The sequence below is a fragment of the Photobacterium iliopiscarium genome (assembly GCF_003026395.1).
GTDB classification, from domain to species: Bacteria; Pseudomonadota; Gammaproteobacteria; order Enterobacterales; family Vibrionaceae; genus Photobacterium; species Photobacterium iliopiscarium.
The window spans coordinates 86,511-112,864 of sequence record NZ_PYOO01000010.1; the positions used below are offsets into that span (position 1 = coordinate 86,511).

Below are 26,354 nucleotides of genomic sequence, written 5' to 3' on the forward strand. Positions count from 1 at the left end.
ATTAGCCTTCGTTGTGTGGAAATAAAACTTGATCAATTAAATCGCATAAGCAATGTATTGTTAATAAGTGGCCTTCTTGAATTCGAACCGTGCGTTGCGACGGAATCCGTATTTCAACATCTTGCACACCTAATAATCCTGCCATTTCGCCGCCATCTTTACCTGTTAAGGCGATGATATTCATATCTCGTGTTAATGCCGCTTCCATTGCTTTAATGATATTTTTGCTGTTACCACTGGTTGATAACACCACTAAAATATCGCCAGCTTGACCTAAAGCGCGCACTTGTTTTGAAAACACTTCATCATGGTGATAATCGTTAGCAATAGCGGTTAAAACGGTGCTGTTAGCTGTTAATGCCAGAGCGGGTAGACTTGGGCGTTCAATTTCAAAACGGTTGATTAAGCATGATGCGAGTTGTTGAGCATTAGCTGCTGATCCGCCATTGCCACAACTTAAAATCTTATTACCATTTAATAAGCTTTGTACCATCACTTGAGCAGCTTTTGAAATTGCGTCAGGTAGTGCTTCCGCAGCCGCAATTTGGGTTTGAATACTTTCGGTAAAACTTTCTCGAATGCTATCTAGCATGACTAACCTTCAACTAATATGTTAGTAAACCACTCAATATGGTGGTGGTGACCTTGGATGGCAATGACATCAAAACGAAATTGACAATGCTCAATAGAGTAGCCATTTTTGTGCATCCAAAAAAAAGCAGCTCGCTTGAGTTTTTGTTGTTTTTGCCAATTAACGGCTTCAACTGCAGAACCATAATGAGATTGCGTTCGGTATTTTACTTCAATAAATACCAAACATTTACCTTGTTGCATGATTAAATCAATCTCACCACTACGGCAGCTAAAATTTCGAGTAATAGGGATCAGATGATGGCGGCACAAATACTGTTCCGCCATCTGTTCATAGGCTTGGCCAATCTGACGCTTATTGGGCAGGCGTATCACCACTAATAAGATCAATATTGTTGGTAGCATCTGGAATGGTTGCGGTTGGGATATGTGTCGTAGATAGCGAGACTATGCCATGACTACTAAATTTCCCCCAATCCATTTGTCGTTGAATAACACATTGGTTATTTACGGTAAGTTGACCGGTTTCACCACCAACACTGTAATGGTTATTAGCACGCATTTCAGGTAGTTGCTTGGCGATAAGGTAAGCATCCATACCAAAGGCATGTAAACGGATACTGGTGTTACCTTGGTTTGGCCATAATTGATTAAAGCGCTCCATATAAGCGGATTGCGGGTTAATCAGTAATGGAATATCGCTCAATTCGATACCACGTAACTCACGATTAGTGTTATGGCTATCAGGGTTACTGCGTGAACTTGCATAGATTTGTGCAGGATCACCCGTTGGTGGCATTGCCGCCTCAATGAAAGGTTTAAGTAGCATTAATTCATTACGACTTGCGACCATATAAATCGCATCAGCATGACTACTGGCACCATGGCCAAAAGCACTTCTTATTTGTTGCGGTATTTGCGCTTGATTACCAAAGCTAACGGTTAGCGCTGGTTGACCATCAAGTTGCGCCCATTGCTGGCTAAATGCCTGTGCAACGCGTTGACCAAAACTATTTGAAGGTACTAATATGACAGGGTTACGGTGACCTTGAGCATAAATACGTTCAGCCGCTTGTTGGGCTTCTTGTTCTGGTGATAACGCAAAATAACAAGCATTAGGTTTATTATTACTGATTTGTGGCGGCATATTTAACGCCAGCATATTGATATGGCTGGTATTGTCTTGCTGAAATTCAGTAATAACGTTTTTACGTAATGGACCAACAACAAACTGAGTACCGTTTTGTTGTAGCTGTGCCATGATCGTTGGTATTGATTGAGCTTCAGTATCATAAATATTGAGCTCATTATCAGTATCGCGACCTTTATCATCCATCATTGCATTAATGAAACCATCACGAACCGCTTTGCCTTGTGCAGCAAAACGACCTGATAAAGGCAATAATAAGGCAATATTATCAAGCTTAACGGCTTTCATTTCGATTAACGCTTTTAAATCAGCCGGTAAATATTGATTTGCAGGATGGTTTGGATGACGAGACAGCCATTGTTCAATCGCTTGTTTAAGTTGCATTGCTGGTAACGTCGCACTGTTTTTCAACATTGCGAGTTCAACCCAACCTTTGAGTACACTGTCGTTATCAGTCAGCTTAACACTGCCTAATTGAGCGTTAGTATAACCCGATAGATCATGCCAAACTTGCTGCCAGTTAGCCGCTTTTTGGCTGTGATCTAAATAGAAATCAAGCTTAGTACGTTCACGTGCTGCTTGGAACTGATGATTCAATTGTTCCAATAGGTTAGCGCGTAACGTGTAATAACGTTGATATTGGCTTTTTGTTAGTGACCACGATGGCTGAAAGTTTAAACTGTTAAGTGCCGCTTGTGGTTGACCTTGATGCTCACGTACCATTGCACGCGCGAGTTGCCATTCCGCGATTTGAGTTGGGCTCATAGATTGCTGTGATAATTTAGCAATCCATTGATCGGCTTGTTGCCATTTATTTTCGAGGATCATTGCTTTAACAGCCATGATCTCCCAGTTAGTGCGCTCTGCGCCATCACTGGTATTGGCTTTACTTAAATAGGCGGTTGAGCTTTGAGCGGCTACCGCAGTGATATCCGTTAATGGCACCTGATTGTTGTACAGGTTTGGCGTGCTACACCCTGCTAAAGCAACAGCAAGGGCTACAGGCGCCATCAGTCGTGATACACTTTTACGCTTATGGGTAAAATTGGGCATTGAATTTATTCAACTGTGACAAATTACTCTTGATATTAATTGCAGATGAGATCTTAGACAAATGAGTGAGAGCAATTCAAGCATGGTAGATGTCGCAACTTTGTACATCGTACCGACACCTATTGGCAATCTTGCTGATATAACGCAGCGCGCATTAGACGTATTAGCAAACGTAGATTTAATTGCTGCTGAAGATACACGTCATACATCGCGATTGTTGTCCCATTTCTCTATCTCGACCCGCACCTTTGCGTTTCACGATCATAATGAGCAGCAAAAAGCTGACTTTTTGATTGAGAAACTTCAGGCTGGTACTAGCATTGCGCTTGTGTCTGATGCTGGTACGCCGCTGATCAGTGATCCAGGGTATCATCTTGTTAATCGCTGTCGTCATGCGGGTGTTAAAGTTGTGCCATTACCTGGCCCATGTGCTGTAATTACAGCCTTGAGCGGTTCTGGTTTACCTTCTGACCGTTTTAGCTTTGAAGGTTTTCTTCCTCCAAAAAGTAAAGGCCGCCGCGATTGTTTTCAAGCATTAGCTGACGATGCGCGAACATTGATTTTTTATGAATCGCCACATCGTATTAATGATTCCCTAAGTGATATGTTAGCTGTGCTTGGCCCTGATCGCCAAGTAGTATTAGCGCGTGAGTTAACAAAAACTTATGAAACTATCCATAGCGCCCCTCTTGGCGAGTTGATTGATTGGATTGCAGAAGACAGTAATCGTGTTCGTGGTGAGATGGTAGTCCTTGTTGCAGGACACCGTGCTCAGAAAGACGAATTGTCAGTTGAGGTTCTACGTACACTAACATTGCTTGCGGCAGAATTACCGCTTAAAAAAGCAGCAGCATTAACTGCTGAGATTCATGGGGCGAAGAAAAATGCATTGTATAAGTGGGGCCTTGAAAATCTAGAATAAGCATTATCGGTGATTGTTTAGATTTGCTTGCAGTACCAAGAGCGTGGATTTAATCAACAAATTAAAATTGAGCCGTTGGTTTTTTGTTCAAGCTGTAATTTTGGTGATATTTTCACTGGTAACTGTGAGCGTTGTCTTATACAATTCGCCGCGGAGTTGGTCAGGTAATCGCCGCTTCGTTGATAACTTTCGGGAAATCAATGGAGGGGAGGAAAGTCCGGGCTCCACAGGGCAGGGTGCCAGATAACGTCTGGGGGGCGCGAGCCCACGACAAGTGCAGCAGAGAGCAAACCGCCGATGGCCCATTGCTTGCAATGGTGCACAGGTAAGGGTGAAAGGGTGCGGTAAGAGCGCACCGCGCGGCTAGTAATAGTTTGTGGCAGGGTAAACTCCACCCGGAGCAAGACCAAATAGGTCCCTAATGGCGCGGCCCGCGTTGGGGACGGGTAGGTTGCTTGAGTCTGTGAGCGATTGCAGACCTAGACGAATGATTGCCGCCGCGAAAGCGGAACAAAACCCGGCTTATCGACCGACTCCCTACATTTAGAGAAGGTGGTGTTTGATTACAAGCACCACCTTTTTTTCGTTTTATTTTCCGCCAAAATTACATTTCGCAATCAGGTTTATTCGGCCACTGTTAGAAGTGTGTCTGAATTACTGCTAATTGCTTGACATCGTTTTTGTCTCATACGTACACTTTGTGGTGGGAATTTGTGGGGAAAAGTGGTGTTGTCTTATTATCTTTGTTGTTATGCTGCTAGAGTGAGTATTTAACGTACTCTTTTTATCGTGTAATTTAACCGAGATCCCCAAATGTTAAGAGGTGCCACTAACATTGTTATTGATGATAAAGGTCGCTGGGCAATGCCTAAGCGTTACCGTGCTGCATTAATTGAACAATGTCAGGGACACTTTGTATGTACTATCGATCACCAGTTTTGTTGCTTGTTGCTATATCCCATCGATGAATGGGAACGAATTGAAGCTAAATTAGTACGTCTATCTAGCCTTCACCCCGCAGAACGCCGATTACAACGATTGTTGCTTGGTCATGCTAGCGAATGTGAACTGGATGCGCAGGGACGGATATTACTTCCACCGACGTTAAGACAATATGCTCAATTAGCGAATAAAATAGTGGTCGTCGGCCAGTTAAATAAATTTGAAATCTGGTCCGCGCCTTTATGGCAACAGCAAATTGAACATGATATCGACCTTCAGGCTGAGGATGCGCCGGAATGTTCCCCGCGCCTTAGTGAGCTTTCACTTTAGCTGAAATTATATTTATGTCTGAGCAATTTGAGCACGTTTCCGTTTTACTTAATGAATCAGTAGACGGATTAGCAATTAAACCCGACGGTATCTATATCGATGGTACTTTCGGTCGTGGCGGTCACAGCCGTTTAATTCTTTCTAAATTAGGTGACAACGGTCGCCTTTATGGTATCGATCGCGATCCTCAAGCCATTGCAGAAGCGCAAAAAATTGATGATCCACGTTTTGAAATTATCCATGGTCCATTTTCGGGCATGGAAAAATACATGCAAGAACGTGATCTGATTGGTCGTGTTGACGGTGTATTACTTGATTTAGGTGTTTCGTCACCACAACTTGATGATGCGGAACGCGGTTTTAGTTTCATGCGTGACGGCCCACTTGATATGCGTATGGATCCTACTTCAGGTATGTCTGCCGCAGAATGGCTAGCTGAAGCGGATGCTGATGATATTGCTTGGGTATTAAAAGAGTTTGGTGAAGAGCGTTTCGCTAAACGTATTGCTCGCGGTATTGTTGATCACCGTGAAAATGCTGATAAAGAGCCATTAACACGTACGCGTGAATTAGCGAGCTTGATTGCTGAAGTATCACCGTTTAGAGATAAACATAAACACCCAGCAACCCGTAGTTTCCAAGCGATTCGAATTTACATCAACAGTGAATTAGAAGAAATTGATACGGCTTTGCATGGCGCAATGAATACCCTTGCATCAGGTGGTCGATTATCTGTGATCAGTTTCCATTCACTGGAAGATCGCATGGTAAAACGCTTTATTCGTAAGCAAAGTAAAGGGCCTGATGTACCTGCTGGCTTACCATTGACCGAAGATCAAATTAAAGCGTTAGGCAGTGCTGATATGAAACCTATCGGCAAAGCAATTAAACCATCACAAAATGAACTAGGTTATAACACTCGCGCTCGTAGTTCAGTGCTACGTTTGGCCGAGCGTCTATGAAAACAACAGAATCTTCAATGAATCTGGCTAGCCTGATCGGACGAGACCTCGTCACGGTCGGGTTGGTGCCGCTGATTCTAGCCTTCACTATCCTCATTTCTGCCTTGTCTGTTGTTTATGTTACTCATGAGTCTCGTCAATTAATTGCTAAGCAAGAAAAGCTATTAATGCAACGTGAAACCTATGATGTCGAATGGCGAAATCAAATACTTGAAGAAAATTCACTTGCAGAGCACAGCCGGATTGAACGATTAGCTGAAACTGAGCTCAAAATGCAACGTCCATCAGTTGATAATGAAATTGTTATACATTAAAAGATGAAATTATTTAACCGCTTAAATAAAAAGACTCAGGTTAGTCCTAAGAGCACGCCATTTCTAAAATGGCGTTTTGTCATCGTCTGTGGTTTTATTTTATTAGGTTTCTTTGGCTTAATTGCTCGAGCAGCTTATATTCAAGTACTTGAACCTGGCCGTCTTATTCAAGAGGGTGATGCTCGTTCGTTACGCGTACAGCTAATGCCCTCCGCACGCGGTATTATATCCGATCGGAACGGTGAGCAACTTGCCGTTAGTGTGCCGGTACAAGCCGTATTTGCCAATCCCGTCGAAATATTTAAACACGGTGGTTTAAGTGAAACTAACCGCTGGAATGCACTTGCAGATGTCCTCGATCTTGACCGCGCAAAATTACTCCACCGTTTAGAAAAAAATAAGACCCGTCGTTTTATTTATCTTGCTCGCCAAGTTAGCCCTCCCATGGCGAATTACGTTAAAAAACTTAAATTACCCGGTATTGGTTTAAAAGCGGAATCACGTCGTTTTTATCCATCGGGTGAAGTGAGTGCGCAATTAATTGGTTTTACAGGTATTGATGGTCATGGACTTGATGGTATCGAAAAAACCTATGATGGTTGGTTAACCGGTGAGCCGGGTCGACGCACGGTACGTAAAGATCGTTATGGTCGTGTTGTTGAAAATATATCCCAGAAAAGTCGTCAACCGGGTAAACCGTTAGAACTGAGTATTGATCAGCGCATTCAAGCGATTGCTTACCGTGCCGCTAAAGAAGGGGTGATGGATATTCCAGCGACCTCGGTCAGTATTGCCATTTCAGACGTGCGTACTGGTGAAATTCTAGCGATGGTTAATGCACCATCATTTAACCCCAATGATCGCAATGATCGTCAGCCGTATAAAATGCGTAACCGAGTTATTACCGATACCTTTGAACCTGGCTCAACGGTGAAACCTTTTGTGGTTTATACCGCGCTTAAGACTGGGGTTGTTAACGAACATACTTTGATTAATATTCCGCAAAGTAAGCGTTTCCGTGTTGGTAGTAAGGTTATCTCTGACGTATCACGCATTGAACCTCTAGCGACCGTACAACGTATTTTACAAAAATCGAGCAACATCGGTGTGAGTAAACTCTCGTTAGCGATGCCTGTAGAAGATATTTTAGATACGTACCGTAAAGTCGGTTTTGATGAACCATCAGGGATCAACTTGATTGGTGAAACAACGGGTCACTTCCCGAATCGCTATCGTTGGTCTGACATTGGTCGCGCTACTTTAGCGTATGGTTATGGTATTTCATTAACGCCAATCCAATTGTTGCATGCTTACACCACCTTAGGTGCGTATGGCATTAAACGTCCACTATCAATTTTAAAAACAGAAAAAGTCGTACCGGGTGAGCAAGTGCTTGATCCTAAAGTGGCTAAAAAAATTCTGTTGATGATTGAATCTGTTACCGATAAAGCGGGCGGTGGTGGTGGTTGGCGTGCTGCTATTCCTGGTTACCGTGTGGGTGTTAAAACCGGTACCGCGAAAAAAGCAATTGCTGGTGGTTATGGTAATGACTACTTCTCTTATACCGTCGGTGTAGCACCCATTAGTCATCCTCGGTTAGCGATTGTGGTGATGGTGAACGAACCTAAAGGCGATAAATTTTACGGCGGTGCAGTTGCTGCGCCAATTTTATCAAAAGTACTTGGTGGCGCATTACAGATCTTAAACGTGCCGCCAGATGCAGATACGCTAAAAATAGATAAATGAGTGTGATTCATGGCATTGGTTAAACAGGAAGTACAATTAGGCGCTGTGTTAGCGCCTTGGTTAACAGCCGCAAAGGTACCAACTGAATATTTACAGTTGGCGTTAACCGCAATGACATTAGATAGCCGCCAAGTAACCACTGGCTGTTTATTTGCTGCGGTTAATGGTCATACCGTAGATGGACGTCGTTTTATTGATAATGCTATTGCTGCTGGTGCGAGCGCGATTATTGCAGAAGCCGATGATGTTGCCACTGACGGTAAGATCCTATTTAACAATGGGATCATTATTATCTATTTGCACAATCTCGGGCATAAGTTATCCGCTATTGCTGGGCGCTTTTATGCTGAACCTGATAGCAAGCTTAAATTGTATGCCGTCACGGGGACCAATGGCAAAACCACCATTAGCCAATTATTGGCACAGTGGGCTGATTTAGTCGGTTATCGTGCTGGTGTGATGGGTACGACGGGTAATGGTCTGTTAACGGATCTACGTCCAGCCGCCAATACCACGGGTAGTGCGATTGAGATCCAGCAGACTTTAGCTGAATTGGTTGCACAAGGCGCTAATTTTGCGGCAATGGAAGTGTCGTCGCATGGGTTAGTACAAGGACGGGTTAGCGCGTTACATTTTGTCGCGAGTATCTTTACTAATCTTAGCCGAGATCATCTTGATTATCATGGTGATATGGCACATTACGCCGCAGCGAAAAAAAGTTTATTTACTGAACATAATAGCGGTGTTGCGGTCATTAATGCCGATGATATCGTCGGTCAGCAATGGTTAGCTGATTTACCTCAAGCGGTTGCTGTCGCAATGAGCGCCGATGCTGTTGCGACATTCTCAGGATCAAAACTATGGGCAACAGCGGTCGATTTTAGCACCCAAGGTGTCACCATTAGTTTTGAGTCGAGCTGGGGTGGCGGTACGTTTACCGCGCCATTAGTCGGTTCATTTAATGCGACCAATTTATTATTGGCATTAGCGACATTGTTAGTCAGTGGCCATTCATTAGTTGAGTTATTAGCGGTAGCCCCACGTTTACAAGCGGTTATTGGACGAATGGAAGTGTTTCAGTCACCGCTTAACGACAAAGCGATGATGGTGGTTGATTATGCTCATACGCCTGACGCGCTAGAAAAAGCCCTGCAAGCCTTACGTGTTCATTGTGAAGGAAAATTGTGGTGCCTATTTGGTTGTGGTGGTGATCGTGATACGGGTAAACGCCCGATGATGGCTGCGATTGCAGAGCAATATGCGGATCATATTATTTTAGTCGATGATAATCCGCGAAGTGAAGATCCACAGCAAATCATGTTAGATATGCAAGCGGGATTAACTGCCGCAACGGCAGCGACTGTGATTCATGATCGCGCTCAAGCATGTGCTTATGCGATTATGCAGGCAGCATCAAATGATATTATTTTAGTGGCTGGAAAAGGCCATGAAGATTACCAAATTTTAGCTGATCGTACGATCCACTATTCAGACCGCGAAACCGTGGCCGCATTATTTAGAGTTTAGAGAACAGGCATGATAAAGGTTCAACTAAGTCATCTACAGTCAGTATTAAATGCCGAACTCATTGGTATGGATACTGAGATAGCTGCGGTATCAACCGATACACGTACCATTGATAATAACACCCTTTTTATTGCCTTAATTGGCGAGCGTTTTGATGCTCATGATTTTTGTCAAAATGCCGTTGAGAATGGGGCGAAAGCATTATTGGTTAGTAAACCGTTAGCTGTTGATATTCCACAACTGGTTGTTGCTGATACCCATCAAGCATTGGGACAATTAGGTGCATGGCTAAAAGCTAAAATGACCGCTGAACATGGTCTAAAAACATTAGCATTGACAGGCAGTTGTGGCAAAACCACCGTTAAAGAAATGGCGGCGGCAATTTTAGCCACTAAAGGCCAAGTATTAGCCACCGCAGGTAATTTTAATAATGATATTGGTGTGCCGTTAACATTATTGCGTTTAACCGCTGCCGATGATTATGCAGTGATTGAACTTGGCGCTAATCACTTAGGTGAAATTGCTTACACCACCGCTTTAGTTAAACCCGATGTGGCATTAATCAATAACCTTGCGGCAGCGCATCTTGAAGGTTTCGGTTCATTAGACGGTGTTGCTAAAGCCAAAGGTGAGATTTTTGAAGGACTGGCAGCGCAAGGGCAGGCGGTGATTAACCTTGATTCTAACCAGCTTGCAACGTGGCAGCCATTGCTCGCGCAGCACACGGTGAGTCACTTTTCTACGACACAACAAAATGCTGATTATTTTGCGGCTGATATAAAAGTCAACGCTCAAGGGCTAGCGTGTTTTACAATGCAAACCCCGATGGGCGCGATTGATATTAGTTTAACGTTAGCGGGTACTCACAATGTGAGTAATGCACTGGCAGCAGCAGCATTAACCATGGCGTTGGGTGCAACTCTTGCGGAAGTGAAACAAGGGTTAGAGCATGTTGTTAATGTAAAAGGTCGGTTAGCGATCACGATGCTTCCGTCTGGATTACGGTTAATTGATGACACTTATAATGCCAGTGTTGCTTCTGTGAAAGCGGCAATTGATGTACTGCATAGCCTCAGTGGAAAGCGTTACTTTATTTTAGGTGACATGGCTGAACTGGGCGAAGAAAGCGGAAGCTTACACCGTGAAGTCGGTGAATATGCACGTGATAAACAGTTTGATGGTGTGATGACGTTTGGTCGTGCCAGTGCTGTGGTCAGTGAACTGAATAACGGTCTGCATTTTAGTGATAAAACTGCGCTGATCGATGAACTTAAACAACAATTACATCAACAATTTAGCCAATCTAATACTCCTCAAGTGACTGTGCTTGCTAAAGGCGCGCGTAGCTCACGTATGGAAGATGTTATTATTGCACTGCAGGAAGATAAATAATGATTTACTGGTTAGCTGACCACTTTCAGTCCTCAATCCCCTTTTTTCGTCTGTTTGAATACCTGACGTTCCGCGCCATCATGAGTATTTTAACAGCGTTACTGTTTTCATTATGGTTAGGCCCGCGCATGATCGCGCGTTTGCAGATGCTGCAAATCGGTCAAATTGTACGTAACGATGGCCCCGAATCACACTTTAGTAAACGTGGTACGCCAACCATGGGCGGGCTAATGATTTTAGCCGCGATCACGTTAACCGTATTATTGTGGTGTGATCTTAGCAACCCTTATGTATGGGCAGTGTTGGCTGTGATGCTAGGTTATGGTGTGATTGGTTTTGTCGATGACTACCGTAAAGTTGTGCGTAAAAATACCGATGGCTTAATTGCGCGTTGGAAATATTTTTGGCAATCAGCCATCGCACTTGTGGTGGCTTTTGTGCTGTATGCCTACGGTAAAGACACCGCCGCGACACAATTAGTGGTGCCTTTCTTTAAAGATGTGATGCCACAACTTGGTTTGTCTTACATTGTACTGACCTATTTTGTGATTGTTGGTACCAGTAACGCGGTTAACTTAACCGATGGTTTAGATGGTTTAGCGATTATGCCAACGGTGATGGTTGCCGCAGGTTTTGCCTTTATTGCATGGGCGACGGGTAACTACAATTATGCCGAATACTTACATATCCCTTATTTAAGTAATGCGGGTGAGTTAGTCATTCTATGTACTGCCATCGTTGGTGCAGGTTTAGGCTTCTTATGGTTTAACACCTATCCAGCCCAAGTATTTATGGGCGATGTAGGCTCATTAGCATTAGGTGGTGCATTAGGTACTATCGCTGTTTTGGTTCGCCAAGAATTTTTATTGGTGATCATGGGCGGTGTGTTTGTGATGGAAACGGTATCGGTAATTTTACAAGTTGGCTCGTTTAAACTGCGTGGACAACGTATTTTCCGTATGGCACCGATTCACCACCACTACGAATTAAAAGGTTGGCCAGAACCACGAGTTATTGTTCGTTTTTGGATTATTACTCTGATGCTGGTATTGATTGCATTAGCGACATTGAAGGTGCGTTAACATGAATGGCTTGGTAGGTATTAACAAGGTTGTTGTGATTGGACTTGGTATGACAGGTCTATCGGTGGTGAATCATTTAGTTCGATTACCACAATTGCTGGATATTAAAGTAATTGATACCCGTGATAATCCGCCAGGCCAAGAACAATTACCGGCGGGTATTGATGTGTGTGCTGGCCAATGGAATCAACAATGGTTGCTTGAGGCGGATTTAATTGTCGCCAGCCCAGGGATTGCATTAGCGACCCCTGAATTAGTGGTTGCCGCTCAATCTGGCATTGAAATTGTTGGTGACATTGAGCTATTTGCTCGTGCGGTTAATAAACCCGTAGTGGCTATCACTGGTTCTAATGGCAAAAGTACCGTCACCAGTTTAGTCGGTGAAATGGCTAAAGAGGCCGGTGTTAATGTCGGTGTCGGCGGTAATATTGGTTTTGCAGCGCTAGATATGCTGGCGCAAGATCATGATCTTTATGTTCTTGAATTATCGAGTTTTCAGTTAGAAACTACCTCGTCGTTAGTGGTTGAAGCCGCGGTGTATCTAAACTTGTCGGAAGATCATATGGATCGCTATCCCGGTGGTTTAGCCGACTATAGCAATGCCAAAATGCGTGTTTTTGATCATGCTAAATTAGCCGTTTATAACCGTGACGATCTTGCGACTAAGCCTGATTTTAACGGTAAAATGACCAGTTTTGGTTTTGATAATGCTGATTATGGTTTAATGATGGTTGATGGCGCGGAATGGTTAGCCATTGCGGGTGAACCATTAATGGCGGTCAGTGAAATTGCGTTAGTTGGCCGTCATAATGTGGCGAACTGTTTAGCGGCATTAGCATTAGCCGATGCGGTTGGTATTGATCGCGCAGCAGCTTGCCAAACAATGCGTCGTTACACCGGATTAGCTCACCGCTGTCAACTGGCGGTAAATAGCCATGGTGTGAGATGGGTTAATGATTCAAAGGCAACAAACCTTGCCAGCACAGTGGCCGCATTAACCGGCTTGCAATTGGCAGGGAAACTGCATTTATTAATGGGTGGTGACGGTAAAGGCGCTGATTTTAGTGAACTTAAACCGGTTCTGGCTGACTTAAATGTACAACTTTATTGTTTTGGTCGTGATGGTCATTTGTTTAGCGAATTAGTCGAAAACGCGATAAATGTCGATACCATGAGTGAAGCAATGGATCGCGCAGCAATTACCGTAAAAGCTGGCGATATGGTTTTATTATCACCGGCATGTGCGAGTTGGGATCAATTTGCCAACTTTATGGCACGCGGTGATGCTTTTGTTGAACAAGCCATTCGGCTACAAGATTCAGTCTCAGGAAAAATGTAATGTTTAAAATGGCCCGTAACGGATTATCGGTAGTTTCTGGTTGGTTTTTAAAACCTGCCAAACCGATTCTGTATGACCGCCAATTGGTGTGGATAGCAATAGCTCTGATGATGATCGGTTTAGTCATGGTTACTTCAGCATCCATACCTGTCGCAACTCGTCTTACTGGTGTTCCTTTCTTCTTCGCACTTCGTCATGGCTTCTTTTTAGTCTGTTCGATAGTGATCGCTGCGGTTGTTATGCGGATCCCATTAGCTAAATGGGAAAAGTACAGCGTACCGATGTTATTGACCTCAATTTTATTATTGATTGTAGTATTGGCTATCGGCCACTCCGTTAATGGTGCTGCACGTTGGATTCCATTAGGCGTATTTAACCTGCAACCAGCAGAAGTCGCTAAATTGTCACTGTTTGTGTTTCTTGCGGGCTATTTAGTCCGTCAATATAACCAAGTGCGTGGTAGTTTTATCGGTTTTGCTAAGCCATTAGTTGTACTCGGTATTATGGGTTTTCTATTGCTACAACAACCTGACTTAGGTTCGTTCGTGGTAATGTTTGTTGGTACTATCGGGATGCTATTTATTGCGGGTGCGCGGTTATGGCAATTCTTAGTGATGCTAGCAACTGCCTTAGTCGGTATTGCAATGCTGATTGCCTTTGAACCTTATCGTATGCGACGGGTAACCTCGTTTTTAAACCCATGGCAAGATCCTTATGGTAGTGGTTATCAGTTAACTCAATCATTAATGGCATTTGGTCGTGGTGAATGGTTTGGGCAGGGACTCGGTAACTCGATTCAAAAATTAGCGTATTTACCTGAAGCTCATACTGACTTTGTATTTGCTGTTTTAGCCGAAGAGTTAGGCTTAGCTGGGGTAATTGTTGTTTTAACATTATTATTTGCCTTAGTGTTTAAAGCGATCGTTATTGGACGAAAATGTCTAGAAAGCGGGTTATTATTTGGCGGTTATTTAGCGTTTGGTTTTGGTATTTGGTTTGCGTTTCAAACCTTGGTTAACGTTGGTGCTGCCGCTGGTATCGTACCGACCAAAGGCTTAACGTTACCCTTGATCAGTTATGGTGGTTCAAGTCTATTTATCATGGCAGCCGCCGTGGCTATTTTGATTCGAATTGATTTTGAGCAACGGGTCGCGGCTAAATTTGCATCAGAGCAACCAGCTGAGGTTGACGATGAAGCACTGGATAATATGGAAGTAGCGGTTGAACAAGTCTCTTTAGATTCTCAAGTGCTTGCAACTGCTGATAATTCACAACTAGAACAAGATAAAAAGCATTCTAATGACAAAGAATAAACGATTATTAGTGATGGCTGGTGGTACTGGCGGTCACGTTTTCCCTGGGCTAGCAGTTGCACGTCGATTGCAGCAACAAGGATGGGAAATTCGATGGTTGGGTACCGCTGATCGTATGGAAGCGGATTTAGTCCCTAAGCATGGTATTGATATTGATTTTATTAAAGTTAAAGGATTACGTGGTAGCGGTATTGTATCGTTATTAGGTGCGCCATTTAAAATTATAAAAGCGATTATTCAAGCACGTAAATACATCAAAGCATGGCAACCGGATGTGGTGCTGGGCATGGGTGGTTATGTTAGTGGCCCTGGTGGTGTAGCGGCATGGTCTTTGGGTATTCCCGTGGTCTTGCATGAACAAAATGCAGTGGCTGGATTAACCAATCAATGGCTCGCTAAAATTGCCAGCAAAGTGCTGCAAGCTTTTCCCGGTGCATTTAAAAATAAGCAAGTGGTCGGTAATCCGGTTCGTGAAGATGTGACATTATTGCCTGCACCTAAACAACGTTTTGCTGAACGTACTGGGCCGATTCGAATCCTTGTTATGGGTGGCAGCCAAGGTGCACGTATCTTAAACCAGACCATGCCAGAAGTGGCGGGGATTCTAGGGGAGAACGTCACCATTTGGCATCAAGCCGGTAAAGGTAATCAGCAATCTACTGAGCAAGCCTATGCAAAATGTACTCAAACGCCACATAAAGTGACTGAGTTTATTGACGATGTTGCCGCTGCTTATGGTTGGGCTGATTTAGTTGTTTGTCGCTCTGGTGCGTTAACGGTATCGGAATTATCGGCGGCGGGTATTGGCGCTATTTTCATTCCGTTTATGCATAAAGATCGTCAACAAGCCTTAAATGCTGAACATTTAGTCGCATGTGGTGCCGCTAAAATGATTGAACAGCCGCAATTAACGGTTGATGGTTTAGCCCAACAAATTAATTTATTAAATCGCATTGCGCTTGAGCACATGGCTTGTGCCGCGCGTAATGCTGCTATCATTGACGCAGACCAGCGTGTTGCTGATGTGATTAAATCACTAGCAAAGAATTAAACAGGAACAAAGTGATGAGTAAACTGGATAACCAGCAATTAGCAAAAATTCGAACTATGGTGCCCGAGATGCGCCGAGTCGAACGAATTCACTTTGTTGGTATTGGTGGTGCTGGCATGAGCGGCATCGCAGAAGTATTGGTTAACGAAGGTTACCGTATTAGTGGTTCTGATATCGCACCCAATGCCGTGACTAATCGTCTTACTGCAAAAGGCGCAGAGATCTTTTTTGGCCATGCGCCTGAAAATGTCATCGGCGCAAGTGTAGTGGTGGCATCAACCGCTATCAACAAACAAAATCCAGAATTATTAGCGGCAACTGAATTACGTATTCCCGTCGTTCGTCGCGCTGAAATGTTGGCAGAATTAATGCGCTACCGTCATGGTATTGCGATTGCAGGAACACACGGTAAAACTACCACTACCGCACTGACCACTCAGATTTATTCTGAAGCAGGTCTTGATCCAACGTTTGTTAACGGCGGTTTAGTTAAAAGTGCCGGTACTAATGCACGTTTAGGTTGTAGTCGTTATTTAATCGCAGAAGCTGATGAAAGTGATGCGTCGTTTTTACACTTACAACCGATGGTGTGTGTAGTCACTAACATTGAAGCTGACCATATGGATACTTATGGTGGCGACTTTGAAGTGTTAAAACAAACCTTCATTGATTTTATTCATAATCTGCCATTTTATGGCTTAGCAGTTATGTGTATTGATGATCCAGTGGTACGTGAATTATTACCACGCGTTGGTCGTCCAATGTTGACCTACGGGTTTGCTGAAGATGCCGATGTACGTTTGATTAATTACACCCAAACTGGTCAGCAAGGTCACTTTACGGTATTGCGTAATGATAAACCTGCATTGAATATTACGCTTAATATTCCCGGTAAACATAACGCTTTAAATGCAACCGCTGCGATTGCAGTCGCCACTGAAGAAGGCGTCAGTGATGATGCTATCATGCGTGCATTAGTTGAATTTGAAGGGACGGGTCGTCGTTTTGATCATCTTGGTGAATTTGAAACGGGCAATGGTAACGTGATGTTGGTGGATGATTATGGTCATCACCCAAGTGAAGTTGACGTTACTATTCAAGCAGCACGTGCAGGTTGGCCTGATAAGCGTTTAGTGATGATATTCCAACCACACCGCTATAGTCGTACCCGTGATTTATACGATGATTTTGCTAATGTATTAGAGCAAGTCGATGTGTTAGTGATGCTGGATGTTTATTCCGCAGGTGAAACGCCTATTGCTGGCGCGGATAGTCGATCATTGTGCCGAACTATTCGATCTCGCGCTAAAATTGATCCTGTTTTTGTGCCCCAGGCCGAACATTTGCCTGCGATTTTAGCCAATATTATCCAAAATGATGATTTGGTTCTGACACAAGGTGCGGGTGATGTTGGCAAAATAGCCCGCCAATTGGCCGAATTGCAGTTGAATATTGCAGCTATGCGCCAAGATGCTTAATTGGTATTTTTTACTTTGAGTTATGGCATAAACACTGATCACTGGTTATAAAATGAAGATTCTAGTGTCAGTGATCGCTGTTTTTTGCTATTTCTCGACAAATAGATAAATTTATTGTCAGGTTATGCTCGGAAAACGCCTTATGAGTGTTGGAGTGGGTCGAGTTGCTCGGTATAATCGTTTAACTTTGCTCGTTATACCTGACTGAGCGCACCATCATAAAATACCTTTATGGAATGGTTTGGCTTAAATGGTAAGGTAAATAGACACGCGATGACTGAACAAGTCGAAAATAAAGAGCATATATCATCCTCTCCTCGTGGTTTGAAGCGTTGGGGTGGATTAGCGTTTTTTCTCTTTGTCATTGGTTTTACGGTTTGGCTTGTCAGTGCTACCAAAGACTGGATGACAGATGCAAACCGATTACCCTTGTCAAATTTAGTCATTCAAGGGCAGTTACATTATCTCACTAAAGATGATGTTAGACAGTCAATTTTACATTTAAACCATCTGGGTAGTTTTATGACCCAAGATGTGAATAGTATTCAAGCATCCGTCGAGGCGTTACCTTGGGTTGCTCAAGCTGCTGTGCGTAAACAATGGCCCAATACCATTAAAGTATTTTTGGTTGAGAATCAACCTGTCGCAGAATGGAACGGTACCTATTTAGTGAATCGTTCTGGTGTGGTTTTTAAAGCACCAGCATTACAAGTGGCAGGGTTAGGATTAACCAATCTTATTGGTCCTAAAGGCAGCAGTGAAGAAGTTTTAGCTGGACTCAAAGAAATGCGTCCAGTGTTGAAAAAAGCGGGTTTTGGGATTGCGTCATTATCGTTTAATGAACGCCGTGCTTGGCGCGTGGTATTAACAAACGGAATTAAACTTGAATTGGGGCATGATGCTCGAATGCAACGTATAAAGCGTTTTATCGAGATTTATCCTGACTTATTAAAGCAGGATAAGCCGATTGATTATGTAGATTTGCGTTATGATACTGGCGCAGCTGTGGGTTGGAAAACAATGCCGGAGTATGATAATCATACGCCGGATAAAAAATAAGAGCGTGCACTGATGACTAAGGCTGCAGATAAAAAACTCATCGTTGGTCTTGATATCGGCACTTCCAAAGTTTGCGCTTTGGTTGGGGAGGTCCTACCCGATGGCAATGTTAATGTCATTGGTGTAGGTAGCAGCCCATCACGCGGAATGGATAAAGGTGGGGTTAATGACCTTGAGTCAGTAGTGAAGTCTGTTCAGCGTGCTGTTGATCAAGCTGAACTGATGGCTGACTGCCAAATTGGTTCCGTGTGTTTATCGCTATCAGGTAAACATATTAGTTGCCAAACAGAAAAAGGCATGGTGCCTATTTCTGATAAAGAAGTAACTCAAGATGACGTCGATAATGTTATTCATACGGCGAAATCAGTAAAAATAAGCGATGAGCAACGTACGTTGCATGTGATTCCACAAGAATTTGCGATTGATTACCAAGAGGGTATTAAAAACCCTGTTGGTTTATCAGGTGTTCGTATGGAAGCAAGTGTTCACTTGATCACTTGTCATAACGACATGGCGCGCAACATCGTTAAAGCAGTAGAGCGTTGTGGTTTAACTGTTGATCATCTGATTTTTTCAGGATTAGCAACAAGCCATGCTGTACTGACCCCAGATGAGCGTGAGCTCGGCGTATGCGTGGTCGATATTGGCGGCGGTACAATGGATCTTGCCATTTGGACTGGCGGCGCATTGCGTCATGCGGAAGTGATTCCGTATGCAGGTAATGTTGTAACCAGTGATATTGCTTATGCGTTTGGTACACCACCGGGTGACGCTGAAGATATTAAAGTGAAATACGGTTGTGCTCTAAGTGAATTGGTGAGCAAAGATGCTAAGGTTGATGTACCGAGTGTTGGTGGTCGTCCATCTAGAAGCTTGCAAAGTCAAACACTAGCAGAAGTAATAGAGCCTCGATATAGTGAATTGCTAGGGTTAGTAAATCAAAAATTACTAACCGTACAAGATCAATTGCGAGAGGCTGGTGTTAAACACCACCTAGCAGCGGGCATCGTCCTTACCGGGGGCGCTGCGCAAATGGAAGGTTTAACTGAATGTGCTGAGCGGGTTTTCCGCAATCAAGTACGTATCGGTCAGCCTCTTGATCTGAGTGGATTGACTGACTATGTTCAGGCTCCACCCTATGCTACTGCAGTAGGATTACTGCATTACGGAAAGGATAGTCAATCATTTGATGAAAATGCACAAGAACCGAAACGCTCGGTAACTGGGTTATTTTCACGAATCAGTGGTTGGTTCGAAAAGAATTTTTAAACCTGATGCGAACAGGATAACGGAGAGAACAAATGTTTGAACCGATGATGGAAATGTCTGATGAAGCTGTAATTAAGGTCATTGGCGTTGGCGGCGGCGGCGGTAATGCAGTCGATCACATGGTACGTGAGTCTATTGAAGGCGTGCAGTTCATTAGTGTTAACACTGATGCACAAGCTCTTCGTAAAACAAGCGTAAGTACTGTTATTCAAATCGGTGGTGATATCACTAAAGGTTTGGGTGCAGGTGCAAACCCACAAGTGGGTCGTGATTCAGCGTTAGAAGATCGCGAAGCAATCAAGAAAGAGCTTGAAGGCTCTGACATGATCTTCATTGCAGCGGGCATGGGTGGTGGTACCGGTACTGGTGCTGCGCCAATCATTGCTGAAGTAGCGAAAGAGCTTGGTATTCTTACCGTTGCTGTTGTGACTAAACCATTTAGCTTCGAAGGTAAGAAGCGTATGGCATTTGCAGAGCAAGGTATTGACGAGCTTTCTAAGCATGTTGATTCATTAATTACTATTCCTAACGAAAAGCTACTTAAAGTACTTGGTCGTGGTATCACATTACTTGATGCCTTTGCGAAAGCAAACGACGTACTTAAGAATGCAGTTCAAGGTATTGCTGAGCTAATCACTCGCCCTGGCATGATCAACGTCGACTTTGCGGACGTACGTACCGTAATGTCTGAGATGGGTCATGCAATGATGGGTAGTGGTGTTGCTGCTGGTGATGACCGTGCTGAAGAAGCTGCTGAAATGGCAATTTCTAGCCCATTACTAGAAGATATCGATCTAGCTGGCGCACGTGGTGTTTTAGTTAACATTACTGCTGGTATGGATATGCGTCTTGACGAATTCGAAACTGTAGGTAACACAGTTAAAGCATTCGCTTCTGATAACGCTACCGTGGTTATTGGTACTTCACTTGACCCAGATATGACTGATGAGCTACGTGTAACCGTAGTTGCAACAGGCATTGGTAAAGAGTGTAAGCCTGATATCACATTAGTAACGTCATCAAAACCTGCACCTGTTGTTGCACAGGAAAAACCTGCTGCAATCGCTGAAGATAAGCCTGCTGAAACTCAACAAGCTAAAGCTCAGGGTGCGGATCATGACTACTTAGATATCCCTGCATTCTTGCGTAAGCAAGCAGACTAAAATAGCCAACATATTGATTGTAGAGCTAATTTAGCTGAGTAAGAGTTGCATCTTTTGTTTCACCACAAAAGGTGCTCTTTTATATCTACCGTGAATTATTTTGGATATTTTTTAGGTTATGGTATGATAAGTGTTCAATTCACCAATTCGGTGTTGAGAATAGTTTCTATTCACCTAATAAGTTTGCAAGCAAAAGTTTGTTTAACCGTTGAGATATAAAGCAGATGATCAGACAACGTACACTTAAAAGCATTGTGCAGACGACTGGTGTGGGCCTCCACTCTGGACGTAAAGTGACGCTTATCCTGCGTCCTGCAGCCGCAAATACTGGCGTGATTTATCGCCGTACTGACCTTAATCCACCTGTGGATTTCCCTGCAAATGCAGACTCAGTGCGCGATACCATGTTATGTACCGCTCTTGTGAATGAACAAGGCGTGCGCATTTCAACTGTTGAGCACTTGAATGCTGCACTAGCCGGTATGGGTATCGATAATGTCATTATCGAAGTTGATGCACCTGAAATTCCTATTATGGACGGTAGCGCAAGCCCATTTATTTACCTGCTTCAATCAGCAGGTATTGATACGCTAAATTCGCCTAAGCGTTTTTTACGTATTAAAAAGCCTGTTCGCATTGAAGATGGCGACAAGTGGGCGGAACTCGTACCTTATAACGGTTTCCGTCTCGATTTTGCTATCGACTTTAATCACCCTGCGATTGATTCAGATCAGCAGCGTCTAGTGTTAGATTTTTCAAGCCAGTCTTTTGTTAAAAAGATTAGCCGTGCACGTACTTTCGGTTTCATGCGCGATATCGAATACCTTCAATCACAAAACTTGTGTCTTGGTGGTAGCTTTGATAACGCAATTGTACTGGATGACTACCGCATCCTGAACGATGACGGTTTGCGTTTTGACAATGAACTTGTTACTCACAAAGTATTGGATGCCATTGGCGACCTTTACATGTGTGGTCACAATATCATTGGTGAAATGCGCGCTTATAAATCAGGTCATGCGCTGAACAACCAACTACTGCGTGCAGTATTGGCTGATCAAGAAGCCTATGAGTGGTCAACCTTTGAAGATGAGCGTGAAGTGCCAGTCACTTTTGCTCAACCGGGTATGGTATTGGCGTAAATCACGCAACTGCCTTGTATTAAAAAACGCCGAGCATTTATGTTCGGCGTTTTTGTATCTGTTGTTTGTCAAATTGCCGATGCGATATTTGTGTTCAACAAAGCATTAGCGGGGGTTCTTTTGTGCCAGCTTTGCTAATCGTTCTAAACAAGCTTTGACTTTATCCGGTGCATTCGCAGCGGTAGCTAACAGATGTTGCGCTGCCACATTGCTGATTGGTTTTTGAATAATATCGGGAATTTTATCTTGTTTACGAATCGTCACCGCTGCCAATGTAGGGTTTACCTTAACCTCAATTTCACGCAATTTAGGTAATAATTTTTCGCGTAATTTAAGCGTTAATTGGTAACGTTCATAGTTAAGTCGCATCGACCATGCCGCCGATGCTGTTTCAATAATCAGCACTCCTTGGCGATAATTACTGACGCGACAATGCTCAGCACAATTGAGATGGTTTTTTACCGCAGTATTCAATTGGCTTAATGCCGCCGCCCGTTGTTGAATCGATGTTAGACCGTCACTCTCAAGTAGATGTGCTGCGGTTTGGGGGCGATGATCTCTCATGATTTTAATTCCTGGATATTCGATAGAATAAAAATGTCACTTTTGCGGATATGATCTTAATTTTTCAAAGATAAAAAGCTTTGCTGCGGCTTTTATCATAGGCGATGACACTAATATGACTTATCATATCAGGCATATAGGTTAATATATGTCGAGTGATATGTCTGCCACCCAACAGCGCGCATTGTATTTTTTGTGCTGAAGTGGCAATAAATAGTATTAGTTTAGCATTGAGTAAGGTGCTTTTTGTTAGGATAGTAATGTTAGCCCTTGAAAAGCAGCTATCATGACACAATATCATTATTACACGTTTTAGGATTAATCTCTTAGTCACCGTTGTGACGATTCCTGTGGGATATGGATGGCTTAGGTCCCCCTAGGAATGAAACCCGAATTAAGCGATTCAGCAATAGAAACGCTGATATAACAAAGAGAAAACGGCATCACCATGTTATCAAAACTACTGACTAAAGTTATCGGTAGCCGTAACGACCGCACTCTGCGTCGTATGCGCAAAATTGTTGATCAAATCAATAAGCTAGAACCTCAGTTTGAAAGCCTACAAGATCATGAGCTGCAAGCAAAAACAGCTGAATTTCGTGAGCGTTTAGATCAAGGCGAAACGCTAGATCAACTACTACCAGAAGCCTTTGCGACTGTTCGCGAAGCATCAAGCCGTGTCTATGGCATGCGTCACTTTGACGTACAGCTACTGGGTGGCATGGTTCTAAATGACTGCAAAATTGCTGAAATGCGTACTGGTGAGGGTAAAACTCTTACTGCAACATTGCCGTCATACCTTAACGCCCTTACAGGTAAAGGCGTTCACATCGTAACCGTGAACGACTACCTAGCTGCGCGTGATGCCGAAACTAACCGTGAATTATTTGAATTCCTCGGTATGAGTATTGGCGTTAATGTACCTAATATGTCACCGCCAGCGAAAAAAGAAGCATACGCTGCCGACATACTTTACGGTACTAACAACGAATTTGGTTTTGATTACCTACGTGACAACATGGCGTTCCGTCCTGAAGATCGCGTTCAACGTGAGCGCTTCTTTGCGGTTGTCGATGAAGTTGACTCCATCCTAATTGATGAAGCGCGTACACCACTGATTATCTCTGGCCCTGCTGAAGATAGCTCAGAAATGTACATTAAAGTGAACAAGCTCATTCCGTTATTGGTGCGTCAAGATAAAGAAGACAGCGTCGATTACCGTGGTGAAGGTCACTACACTGTTGATGAAAAATCAAAACAAGCGCACTTTACTGAAACAGGTCAAGAATTCATCGAAGAATTGTTGATTAAAAACGACATTATGGCTGAGAACGATACCCTGTATTCTCCAGCTAATATTAGTTTATTACACCACGTTAATGCCGGTTTACGTGCACACGTGTTGTTTGAAAAAGACGTCGATTATATTGTTCAAGATGATGAAGTTATCATTGTCGATGAGCACACTGGCCGTACTATGCCGGGTCGTCGTTGGTCTGAAGGTCTTCACCAAGCTGTTGAAGCGAAAGAAGGCGTTAAGATTCAAAACGAAAACCAAACCTTGGCATCGATTACCTTCCAGAACTACTTCCGTTTATACGAGAAGTTATCAGGTATGACAGGTACTGCGGATACTGAAGCATTTGAATTCCAGTCTATTTATAATTTAGACACGGTAGTGCTACCGACTAACCGCCCAATGGCACGTATTGATAACGGCGATTTAGTCTACATGACTGAAGCTGAAAAATTCGTGGCAATCAGTAAAGATATCTCTGAACGTGTTAAAAATGGTCAGCCATGTCTTGTCGGTACGGTTTCGATTGAAAAATCAGAGATGCTATCTAAAGCGTTGAAAGATGCAGGCATCAAGCACAACGTACTGAATGCTAAATTCCACGAAAAAGAAGCTGACATTATCGCTGAAGCGGGTGCGCCAAGTACGGTAACTATCGCTACTAACATGGCTGGTCGTGGTACCGATATCATGCTCGGTGGTTCGTGGAAAACGGACGTTGAGAAACTGATTGATCCTACTGATGAGCAAATCGCGAAAATCCGTGCTGATTGGAAAATCAAGCATGATGCCGTATTAGCATCAGGTGGTTTACACATTCTTGGTACTGAGCGTCACGAATCTCGTCGTATCGATAACCAGTTACGTGGTCGTGCGGGTCGTCAGGGTGATGCTGGTTCGTCTCGTTTCTATCTTTCAATGGAAGATGGCTTAATGCGTATCTTCGCCTCTGATCGTGTTTCAGGCATGATGAAGAAGCTAGGTATGGAAGAAGGCGAAGCAATTGAACATCCATGGGGTTCAAAAGCTATCGAGAACGCACAGCGTAAAGTTGAAGGACGTAACTTCGATATTCGTAAGCAATTACTTGAATTTGATGATGTTGCGAACGACCAACGTCAGGTAGTGTATGAACTACGTGACGAGCTTATGAATGCGAACGATATCAGTGAAATGATTGAGCACAACCGTGAAGACGTGTTGAACGCAATTATTGATAACTACATTCCTCAGCAATCGCTAGAAGAAATGTGGGATATCGACGGCCTAGAAGCGCGCCTAAAAGAAGACTTTGATTTAGAGCTACCAATTAAAAACTGGCTAGACACTGAAGATAAGCTTTATGAAGAAGCCCTTCGTGAGCGTATTGTTGAAAAAGCGTTTGAGCTTTACCGTGAAAAAGAACAAGTTGTTGGCACTGAAGTGTTACGTAACTTTGAAAAAACGGTAATGCTGCAAAACCTCGATACATTATGGAAAGAACACCTAGCGGCGATGGATCATCTTCGTCAAGGTATTCACCTACGTGGTTATGCACAAAAGAACCCTAAGCAAGAGTACAAGCGTGAGTCGTTTGAACTGTTTGAAGAGATGTTAGATAACTTAAAGAGTGATGTTGTTTCTATCTTAAGTAAGGTAAGAGTACAGCAGCAGGAAGAAGTTGATCGCATAGAAGAAGAACGTCGTCAAATGGCAGAAATGCTAGCACGTCGTCAACAATTCCAACATCAAAATGCTGACAATCAAATTGTTGATGAGTCATCTCAAGAAGAAGATGATAGCCATCAAGGTACGTTTGAGCGCGAAGAGCGTAAAGTCGGCCGTAATGAGCCTTGCCCATGTGGTTCTGGTAAGAAATACAAGCAGTGTCACGGTAAGATCGACTAAGATCGCCGTTAAGCTGTTATAAAAAAGGTCGCCTAGAGCGACCTTTTTTTATTTCCCATAAACCTCAATGATCTTCGCCAATACCCTCGCATTAGCCTCAGGAAATGGGTATTGCTCAAGCTCATTAATTGCGACCCACAATCCCGCTTGATCTTCATTACCACACGCTTCACCTGCAAATGCTGTGATGGCGAAAAAATCAAACTGTAAGGCTTTATCGGGGTAATCATGAGCAAGGCTAATCAATGGCGTTAGCGTAATGACTTGAATACCCACTTCCTCGTTAAGTTCACGAATAACCGCTTGTTCAGCGGTTTCATTGGCTTCTACTTTGCCGCCTGCAAATTCCCATAATCCACCTTGATGAGCATTAGCGTGGCGACGCGTAATAAAAACGTGATCTTGGGTTGAGTTTAAAATGATCCCTGCGGCTATCCAAAGGCGTTTTTTAATCATAGTCAGAGCCTACATTTCATTAGTCAGTAATAATGTCGTTATTAAAAAAAGGGCGAGCTAATGTCAACATTGGCTCGCCCTTAATCAGTAATCGGTTGCTTGTTTGCAGTGTGAAGACTTAGTAATTATCTTCTGACCACACATCAGTGTCAGACATATCTGGCGCGCCAGCAATGGCTTTTTCTTCGTCCGCCCACTCACCAAGATCAATCAATTGGCAGCGTTTACAGCAAAATGGACGGTACGGACTTTGTTCGCCCCAGACGACATCAGTTTTACAGGTTGGGCATTTCACCACCGTCGGTTGAGATTGCGACATAGTTAC

General features: G+C 43.4%; 23 protein-coding genes and 1 other RNA gene. 18 read left to right on the forward strand and 6 right to left on the reverse strand.

Annotated features, from left to right (window positions below; genetic code table 11):
• Position 1 precedes the first annotated feature (1 nt).
• Genes C9J51_RS14390 through C9J51_RS14400 form a run of 3 tightly spaced genes read right to left on the reverse strand, consistent with a single transcriptional unit; the run spans position 2 to position 2,752 of the window.
• On the reverse strand, positions 2-592 hold the full coding sequence (locus tag C9J51_RS14390) for a phosphoheptose isomerase (protein WP_045037322.1): 591 nt from the start codon (positions 590-592) through the stop codon (positions 2-4).
• A 2-nt stretch (positions 593-594) separates the two neighbouring features.
• Positions 595-969 carry a YraN family protein gene (locus C9J51_RS14395; protein ID WP_373455645.1) on the reverse strand — a complete coding sequence of 125 codons (375 nt, stop codon included), beginning with the start codon at positions 967-969 and terminating at the stop codon, positions 595-597.
• Entirely contained in the window at positions 947-2,752 is a 1,806-nt protein-coding gene (locus tag C9J51_RS14400; protein WP_244907478.1) for a penicillin-binding protein activator, read from the reverse strand. The genes C9J51_RS14395 and C9J51_RS14400 overlap by 23 nt, the downstream gene beginning before the upstream one ends.
• A 103-nt stretch (positions 2,753-2,855) precedes the next feature.
• Between C9J51_RS14400 and rsmI the strand changes: the two genes are divergently transcribed.
• The 17 genes from rsmI (at position 2,856) to lpxC (ending at position 21,825) form a co-directional block, all read left to right on the forward strand.
• Complete coding sequence (gene rsmI / locus C9J51_RS14405; RefSeq protein WP_045037324.1) at positions 2,856-3,716, forward strand: 16S rRNA (cytidine(1402)-2'-O)-methyltransferase; 861 nt, start codon at positions 2,856-2,858, stop codon at positions 3,714-3,716.
• A 152-nt stretch (positions 3,717-3,868) separates the two neighbouring features.
• Positions 3,869-4,257: RNase P RNA component class A (gene rnpB, locus C9J51_RS14410), an RNA gene on the forward strand.
• A gap of 272 nt (positions 4,258-4,529) precedes the next feature.
• Entirely contained in the window at positions 4,530-4,988 is a 459-nt protein-coding gene (gene mraZ / locus C9J51_RS14415) for a division/cell wall cluster transcriptional repressor MraZ (protein ID WP_045037325.1), read from the forward strand.
• A 14-nt stretch (positions 4,989-5,002) separates the two neighbouring features.
• Positions 5,003-5,950, forward strand: a complete 948-nt coding sequence (gene rsmH, locus C9J51_RS14420; RefSeq protein WP_045037326.1) for a 16S rRNA (cytosine(1402)-N(4))-methyltransferase RsmH — start codon at positions 5,003-5,005, stop codon at positions 5,948-5,950.
• 17 nt (positions 5,951-5,967) lie between these two features.
• Entirely contained in the window at positions 5,968-6,264 is a 297-nt protein-coding gene (gene ftsL, locus C9J51_RS14425; RefSeq protein WP_231579404.1) for a cell division protein FtsL, read from the forward strand.
• Positions 6,265-6,267: 3 nt separating this feature from the next.
• The gene (locus C9J51_RS14430) at positions 6,268-8,010 is read left to right on the forward strand and encodes a penicillin-binding transpeptidase domain-containing protein (protein WP_045037328.1); all 1,743 of its coding nucleotides are present in this window, start codon (positions 6,268-6,270) and stop codon (positions 8,008-8,010) included.
• Positions 8,011-8,019: 9 nt separating this feature from the next.
• Complete coding sequence (gene murE, locus C9J51_RS14435) at positions 8,020-9,537, forward strand: UDP-N-acetylmuramoyl-L-alanyl-D-glutamate--2,6-diaminopimelate ligase (RefSeq protein WP_045040531.1); 1,518 nt, start codon at positions 8,020-8,022, stop codon at positions 9,535-9,537.
• 9 nt (positions 9,538-9,546) lie between these two features.
• Positions 9,547-10,929, forward strand: coding sequence for a UDP-N-acetylmuramoyl-tripeptide--D-alanyl-D-alanine ligase (gene murF, locus C9J51_RS14440; RefSeq protein WP_045040532.1), 1,383 nt, complete (start codon positions 9,547-9,549; stop codon positions 10,927-10,929).
• Positions 10,929-12,011 carry a phospho-N-acetylmuramoyl-pentapeptide-transferase gene (mraY, locus tag C9J51_RS14445; RefSeq protein ID WP_045040533.1) on the forward strand — a complete coding sequence of 361 codons (1,083 nt, stop codon included), beginning with the start codon at positions 10,929-10,931 and terminating at the stop codon, positions 12,009-12,011. The genes murF and mraY overlap by 1 nt, the downstream gene beginning before the upstream one ends.
• 1 nt (position 12,012) lies before the next feature.
• On the forward strand, positions 12,013-13,350 hold the full coding sequence (gene murD, locus C9J51_RS14450) for a UDP-N-acetylmuramoyl-L-alanine--D-glutamate ligase (protein ID WP_045037332.1): 1,338 nt from the start codon (positions 12,013-12,015) through the stop codon (positions 13,348-13,350).
• On the forward strand, positions 13,350-14,663 hold the full coding sequence (gene ftsW, locus C9J51_RS14455) for a cell division protein FtsW (RefSeq protein ID WP_045037333.1): 1,314 nt from the start codon (positions 13,350-13,352) through the stop codon (positions 14,661-14,663). The genes murD and ftsW overlap by 1 nt, the downstream gene beginning before the upstream one ends.
• Positions 14,650-15,714, forward strand: coding sequence for an undecaprenyldiphospho-muramoylpentapeptide beta-N-acetylglucosaminyltransferase (gene murG / locus C9J51_RS14460; RefSeq protein WP_045037334.1), 1,065 nt, complete (start codon positions 14,650-14,652; stop codon positions 15,712-15,714). Before ftsW ends, murG begins: the two co-directional genes overlap by 14 nt.
• Before the next feature lie 14 nt (positions 15,715-15,728).
• Positions 15,729-17,192, forward strand: coding sequence for a UDP-N-acetylmuramate--L-alanine ligase (gene murC, locus C9J51_RS14465; protein ID WP_045040534.1), 1,464 nt, complete (start codon positions 15,729-15,731; stop codon positions 17,190-17,192).
• 273 nt (positions 17,193-17,465) lie between these two features.
• Positions 17,466-18,251 (forward strand): cell division protein FtsQ/DivIB, encoded by a 786-nt coding sequence (locus C9J51_RS14470; RefSeq protein WP_045037375.1) that lies wholly within the window; start codon positions 17,466-17,468, stop codon positions 18,249-18,251.
• Between the two features lie 12 nt (positions 18,252-18,263).
• Complete coding sequence (gene ftsA / locus C9J51_RS14475; RefSeq protein ID WP_045040535.1) at positions 18,264-19,520, forward strand: cell division protein FtsA; 1,257 nt, start codon at positions 18,264-18,266, stop codon at positions 19,518-19,520.
• A 32-nt stretch (positions 19,521-19,552) separates the two neighbouring features.
• Positions 19,553-20,683, forward strand: a complete 1,131-nt coding sequence (gene ftsZ, locus C9J51_RS14480) for a cell division protein FtsZ (protein WP_045037337.1) — start codon at positions 19,553-19,555, stop codon at positions 20,681-20,683.
• 224 nt (positions 20,684-20,907) lie between these two features.
• Positions 20,908-21,825, forward strand: a complete 918-nt coding sequence (gene lpxC, locus C9J51_RS14485) for a UDP-3-O-acyl-N-acetylglucosamine deacetylase (RefSeq protein WP_045028092.1) — start codon at positions 20,908-20,910, stop codon at positions 21,823-21,825.
• Between the two features lie 105 nt (positions 21,826-21,930).
• Here the strand turns inward: lpxC and C9J51_RS14490 are convergent, their stop codons facing one another.
• Complete coding sequence (locus C9J51_RS14490) at positions 21,931-22,389, reverse strand: DUF721 domain-containing protein (protein WP_045037338.1); 459 nt, start codon at positions 22,387-22,389, stop codon at positions 21,931-21,933.
• Positions 22,390-22,837: 448 nt separating this feature from the next.
• Between C9J51_RS14490 and secA the strand changes: the two genes are divergently transcribed.
• Positions 22,838-25,573, forward strand: coding sequence for a preprotein translocase subunit SecA (gene secA / locus C9J51_RS14495; protein ID WP_045040536.1), 2,736 nt, complete (start codon positions 22,838-22,840; stop codon positions 25,571-25,573).
• 48 nt (positions 25,574-25,621) lie between these two features.
• On the opposite strand, the gene mutT is transcribed toward secA, so the two are convergent.
• Complete coding sequence (gene mutT / locus C9J51_RS14500) at positions 25,622-26,029, reverse strand: 8-oxo-dGTP diphosphatase MutT (protein WP_107275227.1); 408 nt, start codon at positions 26,027-26,029, stop codon at positions 25,622-25,624.
• A gap of 118 nt (positions 26,030-26,147) precedes the next feature.
• Positions 26,148-26,348 (reverse strand): DNA gyrase inhibitor YacG, encoded by a 201-nt coding sequence (gene yacG, locus C9J51_RS14505; protein ID WP_045037341.1) that lies wholly within the window; start codon positions 26,346-26,348, stop codon positions 26,148-26,150.
• Between the last annotated feature and the right edge of the window lie 6 nt (positions 26,349-26,354).

Coding starts and splice junctions, on each gene's coding strand:
- C9J51_RS14390 (WP_045037322.1), bottom strand. CDS start 592: ATGCTAGATAGCATTCGAGAAAGTTTTACCGAAAGTATTCAAACCCAA.
- C9J51_RS14400 (WP_244907478.1), bottom strand. CDS start 2,752: ATGGCGCCTGTAGCCCTTGCTGTTGCTTTAGCAGGGTGTAGCACGCCA.
- rsmI (WP_045037324.1), top strand. CDS start 2,856: ATGAGTGAGAGCAATTCAAGCATGGTAGATGTCGCAACTTTGTACATC.
- mraZ (WP_045037325.1), top strand. CDS start 4,530: ATGTTAAGAGGTGCCACTAACATTGTTATTGATGATAAAGGTCGCTGG.
- rsmH (WP_045037326.1), top strand. CDS start 5,003: ATGTCTGAGCAATTTGAGCACGTTTCCGTTTTACTTAATGAATCAGTA.
- ftsL (WP_231579404.1), top strand. CDS start 5,968: ATGAATCTGGCTAGCCTGATCGGACGAGACCTCGTCACGGTCGGGTTG.
- C9J51_RS14430 (WP_045037328.1), top strand. CDS start 6,268: ATGAAATTATTTAACCGCTTAAATAAAAAGACTCAGGTTAGTCCTAAG.
- murE (WP_045040531.1), top strand. CDS start 8,020: ATGGCATTGGTTAAACAGGAAGTACAATTAGGCGCTGTGTTAGCGCCT.
- murF (WP_045040532.1), top strand. CDS start 9,547: ATGATAAAGGTTCAACTAAGTCATCTACAGTCAGTATTAAATGCCGAA.
- mraY (WP_045040533.1), top strand. CDS start 10,929: ATGATTTACTGGTTAGCTGACCACTTTCAGTCCTCAATCCCCTTTTTT.
- murD (WP_045037332.1), top strand. CDS start 12,013: ATGAATGGCTTGGTAGGTATTAACAAGGTTGTTGTGATTGGACTTGGT.
- ftsW (WP_045037333.1), top strand. CDS start 13,350: ATGTTTAAAATGGCCCGTAACGGATTATCGGTAGTTTCTGGTTGGTTT.
- murG (WP_045037334.1), top strand. CDS start 14,650: ATGACAAAGAATAAACGATTATTAGTGATGGCTGGTGGTACTGGCGGT.
- murC (WP_045040534.1), top strand. CDS start 15,729: ATGAGTAAACTGGATAACCAGCAATTAGCAAAAATTCGAACTATGGTG.
- C9J51_RS14470 (WP_045037375.1), top strand. CDS start 17,466: ATGACTGAACAAGTCGAAAATAAAGAGCATATATCATCCTCTCCTCGT.
- ftsA (WP_045040535.1), top strand. CDS start 18,264: ATGACTAAGGCTGCAGATAAAAAACTCATCGTTGGTCTTGATATCGGC.
- ftsZ (WP_045037337.1), top strand. CDS start 19,553: ATGTTTGAACCGATGATGGAAATGTCTGATGAAGCTGTAATTAAGGTC.
- lpxC (WP_045028092.1), top strand. CDS start 20,908: ATGATCAGACAACGTACACTTAAAAGCATTGTGCAGACGACTGGTGTG.
- C9J51_RS14490 (WP_045037338.1), bottom strand. CDS start 22,389: ATGAGAGATCATCGCCCCCAAACCGCAGCACATCTACTTGAGAGTGAC.
- secA (WP_045040536.1), top strand. CDS start 22,838: ATGTTATCAAAACTACTGACTAAAGTTATCGGTAGCCGTAACGACCGC.
- mutT (WP_107275227.1), bottom strand. CDS start 26,029: ATGATTAAAAAACGCCTTTGGATAGCCGCAGGGATCATTTTAAACTCA.
- yacG (WP_045037341.1), bottom strand. CDS start 26,348: ATGTCGCAATCTCAACCGACGGTGGTGAAATGCCCAACCTGTAAAACT.